Raw genomic sequence first — 15157 nt, 5'->3', positions numbered from 1 at the left:
GTTAAGCTTCCCTGCTGAGGAATTTTCCCATGTCCTTACGGATTATTGCGCCATCCCGCCCAGTTCTGTCCCGACTGACATACCGCCAACACCTTGCAACATTATCCTGCCTTGTCAGTGCTGTTGGGTTTTGCGCCAGCCTTTCTACCGCGCAGGCGCAAACGGCCACGGCAGCCAAAAAATCATCCCAGCTTACACGGGCATCTGCAACATCTTCCGCTGCGCATGCGCGTCCACGCTCCATAAAAGCGGTTGAAGCACACGGGACAGAAGAAGTTTCGGTAGGGTCCACACGCCGCAGGCGCAATGGCGGTGGCGGTATGATGCGGCTTGAAACAGCTCCCCATGCAGTGCAGACAGTCACCAAAGAATACATTGATATGCGCAGCCCCGTTTCTACGGCGCTAGATCTGGTTAAAAACCTACCGAGTGTGAACGTCACCACCCCAGATACATCGGGCATGCAGGGCGGGCAGGTGCAGACACGCGGCCTGACAGACCGTGATATGGCCATTATGGTGGATGGCATTTCTGCCGGGCAGGCAAAATATCTGGCAGAAATTATTGATTCGGAAAACGTGGATGAAGTGAGCGTCACACCCGGCAGTGCTGCGCGTGATCTGCCCGTTATGTCTGCTGCTGGCGGGGTAATGAACTCCAAATCCCATATCGCGTCCCACAAATTTGGCGGTATGACGGACTTTTCCTACGGCACCAACAACCTCTCGCGCGAGTTTATTCGCCTTGATTCCGGTGATATCGGCAATAGCGGTATCCGGGGCTACTTTTCTTTTTCCAACACGCATGCACGTAGCTGGATGGGTTCTGGCATTAACGAGCGTAAGCACATTGATTTTGGCGCACGCAAGGATTGGGAAAACGGCTCCAACGCCAACCTGTTTATCTCATGGAACTCTGCTGACTGGACAATTGATAACTACCCCACAGAAGATCAATTCATGCTGTATAAGCACACGGGGCAGGGCTGGGATCGCTCATCCCACCCGGGGAACGCAAACTACTGGAAGAACAATGCTGACCACTGGAACCAGATCTTCCTAAGCGCGCCTATCCACACCGTTATTACAGACAAACTGTCCTTCGATCTGCACCCATACCTCACCTATGGGCAAGGCTGGAGCGCCAAACCCAATGGTGCAGAAGCCAACTCTGCGGGTGATATGCAGAACACGATTGGCTACTTTCAGGAACATGGTGACCGCGTTGTGGGGGCCACGGCATCACTCGGCTATGATATTGATAAGCACAACCACCTGACCTTCGGTTACTGGTATAACAACAGCCAATCAGACCGTAGCTACCCTACCAGCTTTGCTATGCCCGCAGGCGGCGCACCTAGCCCGAACTGGTCTCAGTATCGTATTGATAAAGGCGATCGGCAGGTTGCGGGGTATGAAATCCACTCGCTGTTCATTCAGGACACAGCCAAGTATCTGCATGACAAACTGCTGATTAACGGCGGCTTTAAATTTGTAATGTCCAACGCATGGAACAAGGATTACTACGGCAGGCAGGGGCGTAACAGCACGGCTCCATTGCCGCAGCTTTCCATCAGCTACAACATTAATGATCAGAACCAGATCTATGTGAATGCGGAAGGGGATTACCGTCAGCCAACAGAAAACGATATGGGCTGGCTGTACACGGATGTGCCGATCCTGAAGAACCAGTATTCCATTAAGGAAGAACTGGGGTACCGCTACCACAACCGCTACATGATGATGGACCTGTCATTCTTCAACTACAACGTGACCAACCGTGTAGTTGACCAGTATTTGGGCATGAACAACTACCGTCCGTTCTCTATCGGTAGCCAGACCATGCGCGGGCTGGACTTCATGATCGCCGGGCGTGAGATCCACGGCTTCAGCCCTTATGCCTCTGTGGAGTATCTGCACGCCACGCAGGATAGCAACGTGTTTGATCCGTACCAGAACATCATGCTGCATTCCAAGGGCACGCAGGCCATTATGGCGCCACGGGTTATGGCCAACTTTGGTCTGACCTATAAGTATAAAGGCTTCTTTGCCAACGGTTCTGTGCACTACACCGGCCCGCAGTCCGTTAGTGTTGCTGGAGACCAGAGAATACCGGGTTACGTGACCAACAGCCTAACTGTTGGGTATCACTTCAAGCCATTTGGCTTTGTGAAATCCCCCACGTTCCGGTTGAACTTCACCAACCTTACTGGCTCTATTGTGCGTACGGGTGCCATGGGCGCTGTTTACAGTAAGCATGATGCCGGCACGGTTTATAGCGGTAGCTCTGCAGCTTACACAGGTTACGGCAATACCTTCATGGTGGAACCACGCTTCTCCATGACAGGTACGATCTCAACCTCTTTCTAATACCGTCCTGAACAAACTTAACGCCCCTCTCTTTAACACAAAGGAGGGGCTACGGCGTGTCGTCAGTTAAGCCCTGAGAGTGGCACGTGAGGGTTGTACTTTATGTCTGCGTGTGCTGACTGTTTTCCCGTTTTTTTGGGGAGACAGACAGATGCGGCGCTATAGTTTACGCGATGACCAGTGGGAGCGGATAAAGGATCTTCTTCCTGGTCGAGAAGGCTATGTCGGCGGCACTGCGGTGAACAACCGTCTGTTCGTGGAGGCGGTGCTGTATCGCTATCGCGCGGGTATTCCATGGCGCGACCTTCCTGCCCGTTTCGGTGACTGGAAAAACGTGCACCGGCGTCTGCGCCGCTGGTGTGAAAGCGGCGTCATCGAACGGATATTTCGTTATCTGGCCGCTGATTACGACAACGAATACATGATGATCGACAGCACAATTGTCCGAGCGCATCAGCATAGTGCCGGAGCTCTCAAAAAAGGGGCACGGATCAGGCCATCGGACGATCACGAGGCGGGCTAACTACAAAGATCCATGCCATCTGCGACGCTCTGGGCAATCCAGTGGAACTCGGCATCACACCGGGACAGGATGCCGATATCACCCAGGCAGAACCACTTCTGGAAAACATCGAACCGGATGCTTTCCTTGCTGACAAGGCGTATGACGCGGACAGGTTGATCGATCGGCTGATACAGCGCGGGATTACCCCGGTCATCCCGCCAAAATGCAACAGAACGACACGACGGAAAACCGATTTTTCTCTCTACCGCGAACGGAACCTTGTTGAGAGGTTCTTCAATAAACTCAAGCAGTTTCGCGCTATCGCAACCCGCTACGATAAACTGAAATCGACCTTCCTCGCAGCCGTGCAGTTCGCCTCAATCATCATCCTGCTTAACTGACGACACGCCGTAGGTGTTTTTACAATGTCACGTAGATACTTGCTAAAAAATGCCCTGTGCCTCATCACGATGGATGATGCCAGGCAAGAGCTGAAAAACGGGTGGATCGTGACAGAAGGGCGGCAGATTGTCGCCCTTGGTGGTTTGGAAGACCCTCATCCTCCTGCGGATGAGGTGCTGGATATGTCTGGCCATGTAGTTATGCCGGGTATGGTGAACACCCACCACCATATGTACCAATCCTTAACGCGGGTTATTCCGCAGGCTCAGGACGCCTCACTATTCCAGTGGCTGCAAACGCTTTACCCCATCTGGGCGCACCTCACGCCAGACATGATAAAAGCCTCCACCCGCACGGCTATGGCAGAACTGCTGATGTCTGGTTGCACCACAACCAGTGATCATCTTTACCTTTTCCCCAATGGGTGCCGCCTTGATGATGAAATTGAGGCCGGGCTTGAAATGGGTATGCGCTTTCATGCCTGCCGTGGCAGCATGAGTGTTGGAGAAAGTGCAGGGGGGCTACCGCCGGATAGTCTGGTAGAAAAAGAATCCGACATCCTGCGTGATACGCTACGCGTGATTGAAACGTACCACGATCCAGAACCTCTGGCGATGCTGACCGTAGGGGGTGCGCCGTGCTCGCCTTTTTCAGTTAGCCCGGAACTCATGCGTGATATGGCGGAACTGGCGCGCACCACGGGCACTCGGCTGCACACGCATCTGGCTGAAAACCAGCATGATGTGGCTTACAGCAAGGAGCGTTTTGGGCAGACGCCTGCAGAATATGCAGAAGATGTTGGTTGGGTTGGTGCCGATGTATGGCATGCCCATTGCGTTAAACTAGATACCGCAGGCATGGCACGCTTTGGCCGAACAGGTACAGGAATTGCCCATTGCCCATGTTCCAACATGCGTTTGGCATCTGGTATTGCCCCTATTTGGTCTATGCAGAAACAGGGTGTTCCTGTTGGCTTGGGGGTTGATGGGTCTGCCTCTAATGATGGTGCGAGCATTCTGGCAGAAGCACGACAAGCCATGCTCGTTTCCCGCCTGTTATCTGCGCAAGATGAACAGGCCGTTATGCTCAAAGCGCGTGATGTATTGACTTTAGCCACGCGCGGAGGGGCCAGAGTTCTGGGCCGCACAGATATTGGCCAATTAACGGCAGGAAAAGCGGCCGATATTATTGCGTTTGATATGTGCAAGCTGGAATATACTGGCGCATTAAGTGACCCGGTAGCTGCTTTGGTGTTCTGCACCCCTTCTTCCGTTGCCTTTAGTATGGTTAACGGCAAGGTGCTGATACAGGATGGCCATTTTACAAAGCTGGATGTGAATATGGTTATAGAGCGGCATAACTGTTTGGCACAGAAACTGTATGAGGGAAGTTAACCTTCCCCCATACTCACCCATTACTTGTGCTTTTGCACAAAGTTGGCATGTAGGCGCTGGTAAATGTAATCTTCCGCTGTAATCGGGGGGGTATTTACCTTCTGGCCCTTCAATGACAGCCTCCCGATTTGCCTGACAGAAAAAGGGAACAGACAAACGCGGGCCAAGATATTCCCCCGGTTGCGGCATACGCACACGGTGGAGGGTGGACTTCAGCTTATCATCGCTCCAACGCATCAGCATATCACCGATATTGCAGGTAACAGCACCTGCTATGGGTGTCACTTCTGTCCACGCATTGGATGAAATTTCGTTGCCTGGGCAAAGCTGTAAGCCACCTTCACCTTCACGCAGATGCAGGAGTGTCAGGCAATCAAAGTCTGAATGCGCACCGGCACGCCACTGCTTAAAATCTTCCGGTTTGGCGTTTTCCATGCTCATGTAGTGGACGCGGAAATCTCACAGAAGGGTTGTACATCGGGTTAGATTATGAAAAAGTCTGTTTTGCACAAAAGAATTTTTCATAAGCAATAAACGAACCCGATGCAGACAGAGTGTAGCGCAGGCGCGTATGAGTTTCCAGCCTCCTGTGGACGGCGTGTTGTGGCCCGTTTTGACGGGGGTCGCATGAGTTCGGATGGGGGCGTCATTCTGGTGAAGCAGGCTGATGACATTCTGGGGCTCAGCCGCCGCTTTGCTGCCTGTTTTCGCGATAAGCGGCATCCCGGCTTTGTGGAATACCGGGTTGAAGACCTTGTCCGTCAGCGGATCATGGGCCTGGCACTGGGCTATGAAGACCTTAATGACCATGACGCTTTACGTCATGATCCTGTCATGGGTCTGGTATCGGGACGTCTGTCAGGAAGCCGGGCCAACTGTGCGGCACTGGCAGGAAAATCCACGCTGAACCGGCTAGAGCGCAGTGGGCAGCAGGCAGATCGTTACTGCCGCATCATTGCTGATCATGAGGCCCTGGCTACCCTGTTCGTGACGCTTTTCATGGACCAGCATGAGCGCGCACCCGCCCGGATCGTTCTGGATGTGGATGCCACCGATGACCGTATCCATGGCCATCAGGAAGGCCGCGCCTTTCATGGATATTACGGCCATAACTGCTATCTTCCCCTGTATGTCTTCTGCGGGGACCATCTCCTCAGCGCTACCCTGCGCACGGCAGACAGGGACCCGGGGAAGGAAGCACTGGCAGACATCCGCCGGATCGTGGAGCAGATCAGGAGCCGTTGGCCCCGGGTGCGTATCCTGGTGCGTGGGGACAGCGGTTTCGCCCGGGACAGTCTGATGACATGGTGCGAAGACAACCACGTTGACTTCCTGTTCGGGCTTGCAGGCAACACCCGCCTGTATGACCGGATTGCCTCTTTGTCCGCTGAGGTTCGTGACGAAGCCGCCACGACAGGCAGAGCTGCGCGCGGTTTCGCCTCCTTTGACTGGATCACAAAGGACAGCTGGACGCGCCGCAGGCGGGTCGTGGCCAAGGTCGAATGGCGCCATGGCAACCGCTATCATCGCTTTATTGTCACCACGCTACCGCAGGGAATGTCCGACCCCCGCCATCTCTACGAACAGATTTACTGCGCACGCGGGGATATGGAAAACCGCATCAAGGAATGCCAGATGGATCTGTTCTCAGACAGGACCTCGTCCCACACCATCCGGGCCAACCAGCTCCGGCTGTGGTTCTCGGCCGCAGCCTATGTCCTGCTGACCGCTCTGCAAAGACTGGCCCTTGGCCAGACCAGCCTGGAGACGGCGACCTGTGGCACCATACGCGCACGACTGCTCAAAATCGCGACACGTGTAACGCTCAGCGTCCGTCGGATTGTCCTGTCCATGCCGGACATGTTCCCCTGTCAGCATGAATTCGCCCTCGCTCATGCACGATTGCGAAGGCTCCGGCAGGCCATCTGAAGAAACAGACAGTGCACAGACCACATAGCTTCCACCAACACTGCCTTCTCAGGCCGTGACACCCTCACTGCGTTCAGAACCCGCCGCCAGAAGCAGAATATCGTCAATATTCCAGATCGGGCTCCTGTGGGATGACTGAATTCTACAAAATGACCCGAAATTGCCTCAAGTGTGAGAAATCCGCGTGGATAAGGCGTAAAGTACACTGATACCCTGGAGAAGATTTTTTACAGCACTCCGCAAAGAAATTTGTTTCAAATCCAAGTTTTTCTGCAAAGCAGGACAGTATTTTCATGGCAAGCTGCCAGTTATCTTCCTCAAATTGCAAAAGCTTTGCCTGAAAGTCGGGTAAAACCTGTTCATCCGGCCACAGATTATCCATTTCTGGCAAAGTAATCTGGTAGGATTCCTTATTATCTGGTGTGCCGGTGGAAGGCCGCACCTGAGAGCAATATTCCCAGCCAGCATTCACGGTTGGTTTCTTTTTGAAAACTTCCTTTTCTGACATAGGAAGAGCAAAAAACCTTTTTGCTTCCGCAAAAGCGTTATCAATGTCTTCTAACGAAATTCCGTGATTGATAACCTGAAAGAACCCATCCTTCGTCGCGGCATTCCACAAATCATCCGCAATCTGGGCGCGCCTGTTTTCATAGTCTGAAAAATCAATAACAGGGATGGAGCGGAAGGAGGTTGTGCCCATGCTGCCTATAGTGGCTTCGCGCTTAAGCTCTTCCATAGGGTAATCTGCGGCAGTTTTGGTATTCAGGGTCATGGCGTTTCTCACACAAATTGCAAACTGGCCCATAGGACGTAGCAGTTGGTGCAAACCAGCATGTGGGAAAGCGTGTTTTCTAGCGGTCGAAGCTTCCCCCATGCTGAATAAGACCAACAAGGTGGAGCAATGCCCAGAATATTTCTATTCCGACCGCTTCTACTCACTTTTTATAGTATAGATCTTAATATTTCGATAAGTCAACAAATTATATTGGCAAACCCCCTGTTTTTAGTGCTGAAAGCGATTATACAAGACAAGCTTTCTGATACCGCTGGTAGCCATATAAAGAGCAAGGCCGGTAAGGGTAATCATGAACAGCGCAGCAAACATGCGTGGAATATCCATCTGGAAACCAGCCTGCAAAATTTCGTAAGCTAAACCGGCACTGTTGCCACCTGTGCCAGCCACAAACTCGGCCACCACAGCGCCAACAAGGGCCAAGCCGCTGGAAATTTGCAAACCCGCCATAAACATAGGCAAAGCACTGGGTATTTGCAGGCGCAAAAGCGTTTTAAGACGTGAGGCTTTATGCATACGGAAAAATGCCTCCAACCCCGGATCAACACTTTTAAGACCTTGCAACGTATTAGAAATGATAGGAAAAATAGCAATCAGCGTGGCACAGATAACAAGTGCCAACAGTGTTGTTTTGACCAAAATGATAATCAATGGGGCAAGAGCTACCACAGGTGTGACCTGCATAAGCACTACATAGGGCATCAGGCTGCGCTCAATAAGCGGATGTTGCACCAGTACAAAAGCAACCAGAACACCCAGAATTACGGATACGCACAGTGCTGCTAATGTAACGGTAAGCGTACTGTACAGCGCATGGCCCAGTGCATCGATATTACTGAACAGAGAACGTGCAATATCCGAAGGGGCAGGCATAAGATAAGGCGGTATATGCCAAAAATAACAAATACCCTGCCACAACAAAAGAAACAGAATGCCAACAATAAGCGGCGCAAAAACGGATATCAGGCGAGCAGGCATAAGTTAGGCCACCTCTGCAAGAAGGGAAGATTGAGATGCCTGAATAAGCAGTTTGCTCAGATCCTGGCATATTGTGGCAAATGTATCGCTTAGGCGAAATTCCTCATTTCTGAGTATGGCAGGGTCAATTTCATATTCGGCAAATATCCGGCCCGGATGCGCCGCCATAACCATCACGCGGGTAGAAAGAAAAGCGGCCTCATACAAAGAATGCGTTACAAACAATAAGGTAAGATCATCCTTGGCGCATAACGTGGCCATATCCTCATCCAGCCGGTTGCGCGTTAATTCATCCAAAGCGCCAAAGGGTTCATCCATTAAAAGCAGGTTAGGGCGCGTGACCAATGCCCGCGCGATAGAAACACGCATCTTCATCCCGCCGGAAAGCTGGGCGGGAAAGCGATCTGCCGCATGAGCCAAGCCTACAACTTCCAGCGCCTGCTGCACGCGTGGCGCTGATAGAGCAGGAGAAACACCTTCCAGATCCAGCGGCAAACGTACATTTTTGCGCACCGTGCTCCACGGCATAAGCGTGGGTTCCTGAAAAACAAAGGACAGACGCCTATTTTCCTTGCCGACTTCTGCAAACCCTTTGTTCCACCACCTCAAATGCCCAGAGGAAGGCTGATGTAAATTGGCAATCAGCTTCAGCAGCGTGCTTTTACCGCAACCAGAAGGGCCAATCAGGCCGATACGTTCTCTGGGGTGAATATCCAAGGTAATAGGTGCCAGCCCCTGAACACCGTTTGGAAAGGTTTTTTCAGCAGACTGAATGCTGATAACGGTTTCTTGCATGATCCATCCAAATTTTGCAGAAGAAGAGGCAGCAGATTATTCGGGCTGTTGCACGTAAATGCACACAGCCAGCATGGTCATAAAAAAGCGAAATGCAGGTTGCTGGCCGTTCCATGCCTGTGATTGCCACATCAGAAACCACTCAGCACCTACAACAGAAAAGCCAAAAAACCAGATCAGAAACCCCAAAGCCGTGGCTGCGGGCACAAACCTTTTTGCTGTTTTAAAGGCATCTTCCGAGGCCAAAAGACGCGTGCCCATCTGGTAGGCCGCAATAGCAAAAAGCAGGCCGGTTGCGGCTTCCCCTAAAATAATCAGGCCGTAAAACAGGTGCCATAGAACAGGTTGGGGTAAGGCGCGCCACATTAGGCTGTTACCACGGAATGTTGTGTCCATGCTTAAAACGTGGCGCACAAACTGAAAGTTCGAGTTATAATCAGTTACGTTATTCAGCGCGACAATCAGGCCAAACATGCCCAATGCTCCCACCATAACGGTTTTAGCCAGCCGAGAAATAGCAATTGGGGAAGAAAAAGCGAAAAGGCGCGGCATACAACATTCCTGCATAGAAATGATTTATGCAGTTTAGGCCATTCAATCCTGCGAAGATCAAGGGGTAAATCGTTACAAAAAAAGCAATGAAGCGTGCTCTATTTTACAGCTTCCCAAATGCGTATGTTCTGTATGAACATACCGGATGCGAAATAAGAAGATCATGCCAGTGCAGGAATTCGGAATGTCTCTTACACGTCGAACATTGCTTTCAGCTGCTGCGGCATCATCTGTTGCTGCATTTACGCCGTTTAAACGTGCGCAGGCGGCAACCCCGGTCAGGCTACTGCTGTCATGGTTTGCGCAGGCAGAAGTAGGCGGGTTTTATCAGGCTCTGGCGAAAGGTTTTTACGCGCAGGAAGGGCTGGACGTACATATAGATATGGGTGGCCCGCAGGTAAATACCATGCAAATACTGACCGCTGGCCGCGCAGATTTTGTAACGGGGTATGATTTTCAAACACTGCGCGGCATACAGGGCGGCATGCCACTGCTAACTGTTATGTCCTCTTTCCAGCATGATCTGCAGGGATTGATGACGCACGATAACATTACAGATCTGGCCCAGTTACGTAATCATCCCATCCTCATTTCCAGCCCGGCCCATGCATCCTACTGGGGATGGTTGTGCAAGAAATTTGGTTACAGCCCAGCGCAGGCAAAACCCTATACCTTTAACCTGCAACCGTTTTTTCTGGACCCGGAAATGGCTGTGCAAGCCTATGCATCCTCTGAGCCCTACGAGGCCCAGCAGCGCAATGTGCCTGTAAAATTCTTTCCATTTGCAGATCTGGGCTACCCACCATACGGCACTCCGGTATTAACCACCCATGAATTTGCAGATAAAAATGATGCCACCACGCAAGCCTTCGTGCATGCCTCTCTATTAGGCTGGCAGGATTATATGCGAGACCCAGAACCCGGTAATGCCCTGATACGCAAAGCCAACCCCCGCATGACAGAAGGCCAGATTATGTTTGGACATAGTGCCATGGCCAAAGCCAACGTGGTGGAGGGCGGAGATACAAAAACATTAGGGTTGGGCTGCATGACAGAAGCGCGCTGGCAGGCAACGTATCAATTCATGGTGGATAATTATCTGCTGGATAAAACCGTAAACTGGCAATCCGCCTTTACAGCCAAATTTACAGACCGCGCCAAGGTGATGCCCGCATGAATGATCTTGTCATCCGCAGTGCATCCGGTATCCTCACTGGCCTAAAAGGCCCACAGGAACGGCGTGTAGGAGATATCCGTATACGGGCAGGGCGTATTGTCAGCATTGAGCACATTCCCGAACAAGCGGGAGATACTGTGCTGGATGCAAAAGGTGGGGTGATTACACCGGGGTTAATTTCTACCCACCACCATCTTTTTCAGAGCATGTTGAAGGGCATTCCCACCGCCATTAACGCGCCGCTTGAAAAATGGCTGCGCTTAGTGCCCAACACATATTGGCGCTATCTGGATGAAGATACGCTGCAAACTGCTGCCCAGGTTGGCATGGTAGAGCTTTTGCTATCGGGCTGCACGACAGTGGTGGATCATCACTATCTGTTTGCCCACAGCTATCAGTATGATCCTGCGGCTGTGCTGTTTGAAACAGCAGAAAAGCTGGGTATGCGGCTGGTTCTGGCCCGTGGAGGCACCACGCGAACCCGTAAGTGTGATACGGACGAAATTGTTCCAGCCCCCACAGAAACGCTGGATGAAATGCTCAAACAGGTGAGTGATCTGGTCAGCCGTTATCATGATCCGGCACCAGATAGCAGCAGACGCATTGCCATAGCCCCCAATACCCCCACATGGGGCGTAACGCCGGATGAACTGCGTGCCCTTGCCGAAGGCGCGCGTAGCATGGGCATTGGCCTGCACACACATCTTTCGGAAACAGAAAATTACGTTAAATACTGCAACGAAGTGTACGGCATGCGCCCCGTTCAGTTTGTGGGTGAGCATGGCTGGCTGGGGCCAGATGTCTGGTTTGCCCATTTGGTGCACCTTGATGCCAGCGAAATAGCACTTCTGGCCCAAACCCAAACAGGCATGGCCCATTGCCCGCAAAGCAATGGGCGGCTGGGTTCTGGCATTGCACCTGCACCCGCGTTGGAACAGGCTGGGGGGCGTGTTTCTCTGGCAGTGGATGGCGCGGCTTCAAACGAGGCCTGCGATATGGGCGCAGAAATGCACACCGCATGGCTTTTGCACCGCTTTGTGCACGGCGCAGACGCTATTCGTTGCGAAGATGTCGTGCGCTGGAGTTCGCACGAAGGTGCGCGTATTCTGGGGCTACCAGACATAGGAGCCGTTGCTGAAGGCATGGTGGCAGATCTGGTTGTGCATGACATAAACCATCCACGTCATGCTGGGTTGGCAGATCCGCTGATTGCGCCTGTAGCCTCTGGGGCTGCATGTGTTCGGCACGTGCTAAAAGCGGGTAAGCCTGTTGTGTATGACGGCGTGGTAAAAGGTGCTGATCTACCAGAACTCATGCAGCACTCACGCCATGTTGTAAAACGTCTGGCACAGGCCGTATCTACATAAAAAGAGAGGCGTTTTAAAAACTGCTACTGTTAGATTTTTAAAACACCATCCACTGATGTTACACACTGGCCGCCAATAGTTATTTGCCCATCGGGGGCAATATGCACTGCAATGCGGCCAGACCGTCCAAGGCAATGCCCTTGTGTTGCTGTATAATCACCGCGGCCTTTAGGAAGAAGGCCAAGTGTCTGGCGGAATACGGCCACAGCCCCATTCCCACTGCCACAAACAGGATCTTCCTGCACGCCTTGAGAGCAGGCGAAAGAGCGCACTTCTATTTGCGCATCACCTGTTGCATACGACCCAAAAACCGTAATGCCAGTTGCGCCGAGGCTATGCTCAAATGCCACGGAGCGCCCAAAATCTGGGCGTAAGGCCAGCACTTTGGGCGCGTTGGAAAGTTGCGCAACAATCCAGACAACTCCCATATCTACAATCATGGGAGCAATTTTACGCTCAACTGTTGCGCCCAGAATGCCCTCCAGTCTTTCAATTTGGGCAGGGTTTAACGGCGTAAGCTTTGCTGGCGGCACTGCAAAAGAGAGTATTCTGTTTGCGCTATCTCCCTCTACAGCCAATTTTACAAGCCCAACGCCACATTCCTGCACCAACACACCACTGCGTGGCACAATGCGTCCAGCTTCTAGCGCAGCATGAGCACTGCCAAGGGTAGGGTGCCCGGCAAATGGAAGCTCATGCTTTGGGGTGAATATGCGTAACTGGTAATCAGCTTGCGGATTTGTGGGGGGCAGCAGAAATGTGGTTTCAGACAAATTTGTCCAACTCGCAATGGCCTGCATGATTTTAGTATCCAGCCCATCCGCATCCAGCACAACAGCTACCGGGTTCCCCAGCAGAGGCGTTTTTGTAAAAACATCTACAACTTTGTACGCACGTTTCATGATGCTATTATGCCTTTCAGAAATCTGCGGGGTGGATAGAAGATAACAGAGATAAAATCAGATGGTTCAGTGGAACATCAATTCCATGTTTTTCTGCTGCTTTTACAACGTAACCTGTTAACGCTTCATATTCTAACTTTCGTCCGGCCTGACGATCCTGCAACATGGATGTGGCACTCTCTGCCGGTATGGTTTGCAACCATAAAAGAATATCCTCTACATGCTGCGCAGTCAGTTTTGCGCCTTCAGCTTGGCCAACCTTTACGGCTTCGGCCATAATCTGCCGTGCGGTGGCCTGAATGGCGTCATCTTGCATTACGCCCGTGCGGCGGCCTGTCAGCGTGGTAATGGGATTGGCCGTAATATTTGCCAGCAATTTCAACCACAGAGCAGTGGTCATATCTGCTGTTATCTGAACCCGCATATTTCCTTTTTGCAGAATATCCGCAAAATAGTGTGCAGTCGTACTATCTGGCAGGCATACATCATGCGTTCCAATGCGCTTTAACGTGACCTTACCGGGGGCAGCACGTTGCGCGTTAAAATAAACAATAGCCGGTAAAATATTGGCCTGTGGCGCATAGGCTGCCACACGTTCTTTTTGCCCAAGCCCGTTTTGCGCAACCAGAATAGTGGTACCGGCCTGGTTAAACGCCCGCAACCAAGCGGATACATCTTGAGTTTGATGAGACTTCACAGCCAGAATAGCAGCATCGCAAGGGCCAATACCTGCTGGTGTGGCCGCATGCTGAATGGGGTATGTGTGCGCATCTGTTCCTTCGGTTTCTTCAATTTGAGAAAACCGCACTCGCGCTCCACACACCACAACCTGCCATCCTGCCACAGCAAAAGCCGCTGCCACACAAAGCCCAACGGCACCTGCGCCAATAAGAGCAATAGTCTTGGTGTTTGAAAAAGGCTGTGTGCTCATTTTTATAAAAACGATGCCGCTTGGAGTGGTGCCAAAAAATGCTCCATAACATACACGGCGCTTAAATTAAGTGTGTCTGCGGTAAACATATCCAACTGGGAAAATATATTAACTATTTTTATTCGTTGAATTATCTGATTACATAAATTTTGTTGTTTTATGCGTTTTCTCAATCTACTCGTTCTATAAATGAGATCACCTACGGCGTGTCGTCAGTTAAGCCCTGAGAGTGGCACGTGAGGGTTGTACTTTGTGTCTGCGTGTGCTGACTGTTTTCCCGTTTTTTTGGGGAGACAGACAGATGCGGCGCTATAGTTTACGCGATGACCAGTGGGAGCGGATAAAGGATCTTCTTCCTGGTCGAGAAGGCTATGTCGGCGGCACTGCGGTGAACAACCGTCTGTTCGTGGAGGCGGTGTTGTATCGCTATCGCGCGGGTATTCCATGGCGCGACCTTCCTGCCCGTTTCGGTGACTGGAAAAACGTGCACCGGCGTCTGCGCCGCTGGTGTGAAAGCGGCGTCATCGAACGGATATTTCGTTATCTGGCCGCTGATTACGACAACGAATACATGATGATCGACAGCACAATTGTCCGAGCGCATCAGCATAGTGCCGGAGCTCTCAAAAAAGGGGCACGGATCAGGCCATCGGACGATCACGAGGCGGGCTAACTACAAAGATCCATGCCATCTGCGACGCTCTGGGCAATCCAGTGGAACTCGGCATCACACCGGGACAGGATGCCGATATCACCCAGGCAGAACCACTTCTGGAAAACATCGAACCGGATGCTTTCCTTGCTGACAAGGCGTATGACGCGGACAGGTTGATCGATCGGCTGATACAGCGCGGGATTACCCCGGTCATCCCGCCAAAACGCAACAGAACGACACGACGGAAAACCGATTTTTCTCTCTACCGCGAACGGAACCTTGTTGAGAGGTTCTTCAATAAACTCAAGCAGTTTCGCGCTATCGCAACCCGCTACGATAAACTGAAATCGACCTTCCTCGCAGCCGTGCAGTTCGCCTCAATCATCATCCTGCTTAACTGACGACACG

The 15157-nt window shown here is 51.8% G+C and carries 12 protein-coding genes and 2 pseudogenes; 7 read left to right on the top strand and 7 right to left on the bottom strand.

Going from position 1 to position 15157, the window contains the following annotated elements; genetic code table 11:
• The first annotated feature begins 29 nt into the window (after positions 1-29).
• The 3 genes from A4S02_RS04420 (at position 30) to A4S02_RS04405 (ending at position 4670) form a co-directional block, all read left to right on the top strand.
• Entirely contained in the window at positions 30-2369 is a 2340-nt protein-coding gene (locus A4S02_RS04420; protein WP_070323065.1) for a TonB-dependent receptor, read from the top strand.
• A 151-nt stretch (positions 2370-2520) separates the two neighbouring features.
• Positions 2521-3275, top strand: a protein-coding gene (locus A4S02_RS14795; RefSeq protein ID WP_099046877.1) for an IS5 family transposase whose coding sequence is annotated in 2 segments (ribosomal slippage) — positions 2521-2860 and positions 2860-3275 — 756 coding nt in all. Because the reading frame shifts where the segments join, the coding sequence is not laid out codon by codon here.
• A gap of 24 nt (positions 3276-3299) precedes the next feature.
• On the top strand, positions 3300-4670 hold the full coding sequence (locus A4S02_RS04405; protein ID WP_082246747.1) for an 8-oxoguanine deaminase: 1371 nt from the start codon (positions 3300-3302) through the stop codon (positions 4668-4670).
• A gap of 20 nt (positions 4671-4690) precedes the next feature.
• Here A4S02_RS04405 and A4S02_RS14790 read toward each other — a convergent pair.
• Positions 4691-5120 (bottom strand): annotated as a pseudogene (locus A4S02_RS14790) (2OG-Fe(II) oxygenase family protein); the annotation flags it as partial.
• Positions 5121-5213: 93 nt separating this feature from the next.
• On the opposite strand from A4S02_RS14790, the gene A4S02_RS04400 reads away from it, so the two are divergent.
• Positions 5214-6599: an IS1380 family transposase gene (locus tag A4S02_RS04400; protein WP_070323062.1), complete on the top strand. Its 1386-nt coding sequence runs from the start codon at positions 5214-5216 to the stop codon at positions 6597-6599.
• Positions 6600-6783: 184 nt separating this feature from the next.
• Here the strand turns inward: A4S02_RS04400 and A4S02_RS04395 are convergent.
• The 4 genes and pseudogenes from A4S02_RS04395 to A4S02_RS04380 form a co-directional block, all read right to left on the bottom strand.
• Positions 6784-7491: pseudogene (locus tag A4S02_RS04395) on the bottom strand (2-oxoglutarate and iron-dependent oxygenase domain-containing protein); the annotation flags it as partial.
• A gap of 111 nt (positions 7492-7602) precedes the next feature.
• Positions 7603-8370: an ABC transporter permease gene (locus A4S02_RS04390; protein ID WP_070323061.1), complete on the bottom strand. Its 768-nt coding sequence runs from the start codon at positions 8368-8370 to the stop codon at positions 7603-7605.
• A gap of 3 nt (positions 8371-8373) precedes the next feature.
• Complete coding sequence (locus tag A4S02_RS04385) at positions 8374-9165, bottom strand: ABC transporter ATP-binding protein (protein ID WP_070323060.1); 792 nt, start codon at positions 9163-9165, stop codon at positions 8374-8376.
• A 36-nt stretch (positions 9166-9201) separates the two neighbouring features.
• The gene (locus A4S02_RS04380; protein ID WP_019090346.1) at positions 9202-9732 is read right to left on the bottom strand and encodes a DUF2165 family protein; all 531 of its coding nucleotides are present in this window, start codon (positions 9730-9732) and stop codon (positions 9202-9204) included.
• 148 nt (positions 9733-9880) lie between these two features.
• Between A4S02_RS04380 and A4S02_RS04375 the strand changes: the two genes are divergently transcribed.
• Positions 9881-10894, top strand: a complete 1014-nt coding sequence (locus tag A4S02_RS04375; protein ID WP_070323059.1) for an ABC transporter substrate-binding protein — start codon at positions 9881-9883, stop codon at positions 10892-10894.
• The gene (locus A4S02_RS04370; RefSeq protein ID WP_070323058.1) at positions 10891-12261 is read left to right on the top strand and encodes an amidohydrolase family protein; all 1371 of its coding nucleotides are present in this window, start codon (positions 10891-10893) and stop codon (positions 12259-12261) included. Before A4S02_RS04375 ends, A4S02_RS04370 begins: the two co-directional genes overlap by 4 nt.
• A gap of 29 nt (positions 12262-12290) precedes the next feature.
• Here the strand turns inward: A4S02_RS04370 and A4S02_RS04365 are convergent, their stop codons facing one another.
• A complete protein-coding gene (locus A4S02_RS04365) occupies positions 12291-13163 on the bottom strand; it encodes a PhzF family phenazine biosynthesis protein (RefSeq protein WP_070323057.1) in 873 nt (290 codons plus the stop codon).
• A 16-nt stretch (positions 13164-13179) separates the two neighbouring features.
• The gene (locus tag A4S02_RS04360; protein ID WP_070323056.1) at positions 13180-14094 is read right to left on the bottom strand and encodes a ketopantoate reductase family protein; all 915 of its coding nucleotides are present in this window, start codon (positions 14092-14094) and stop codon (positions 13180-13182) included.
• Between the two features lie 301 nt (positions 14095-14395).
• On the opposite strand from A4S02_RS04360, the gene A4S02_RS14785 reads away from it, so the two are divergent.
• Positions 14396-15150 (top strand): IS5 family transposase gene (locus tag A4S02_RS14785; protein WP_087651418.1). Its coding sequence is split into 2 segments (ribosomal slippage): positions 14396-14735 and positions 14735-15150, totalling 756 coding nucleotides; the frame shifts between segments, so codons are not numbered across the junction.
• Positions 15151-15157 lie beyond the last annotated feature (7 nt).

It is taken from the genome of Acetobacter ascendens (assembly GCF_001766235.1).
GTDB lineage: Bacteria > Pseudomonadota > Alphaproteobacteria > Acetobacterales > Acetobacteraceae > Acetobacter > Acetobacter ascendens.
This window is presented reverse-complemented; position numbering and strand designations above follow the sequence as displayed.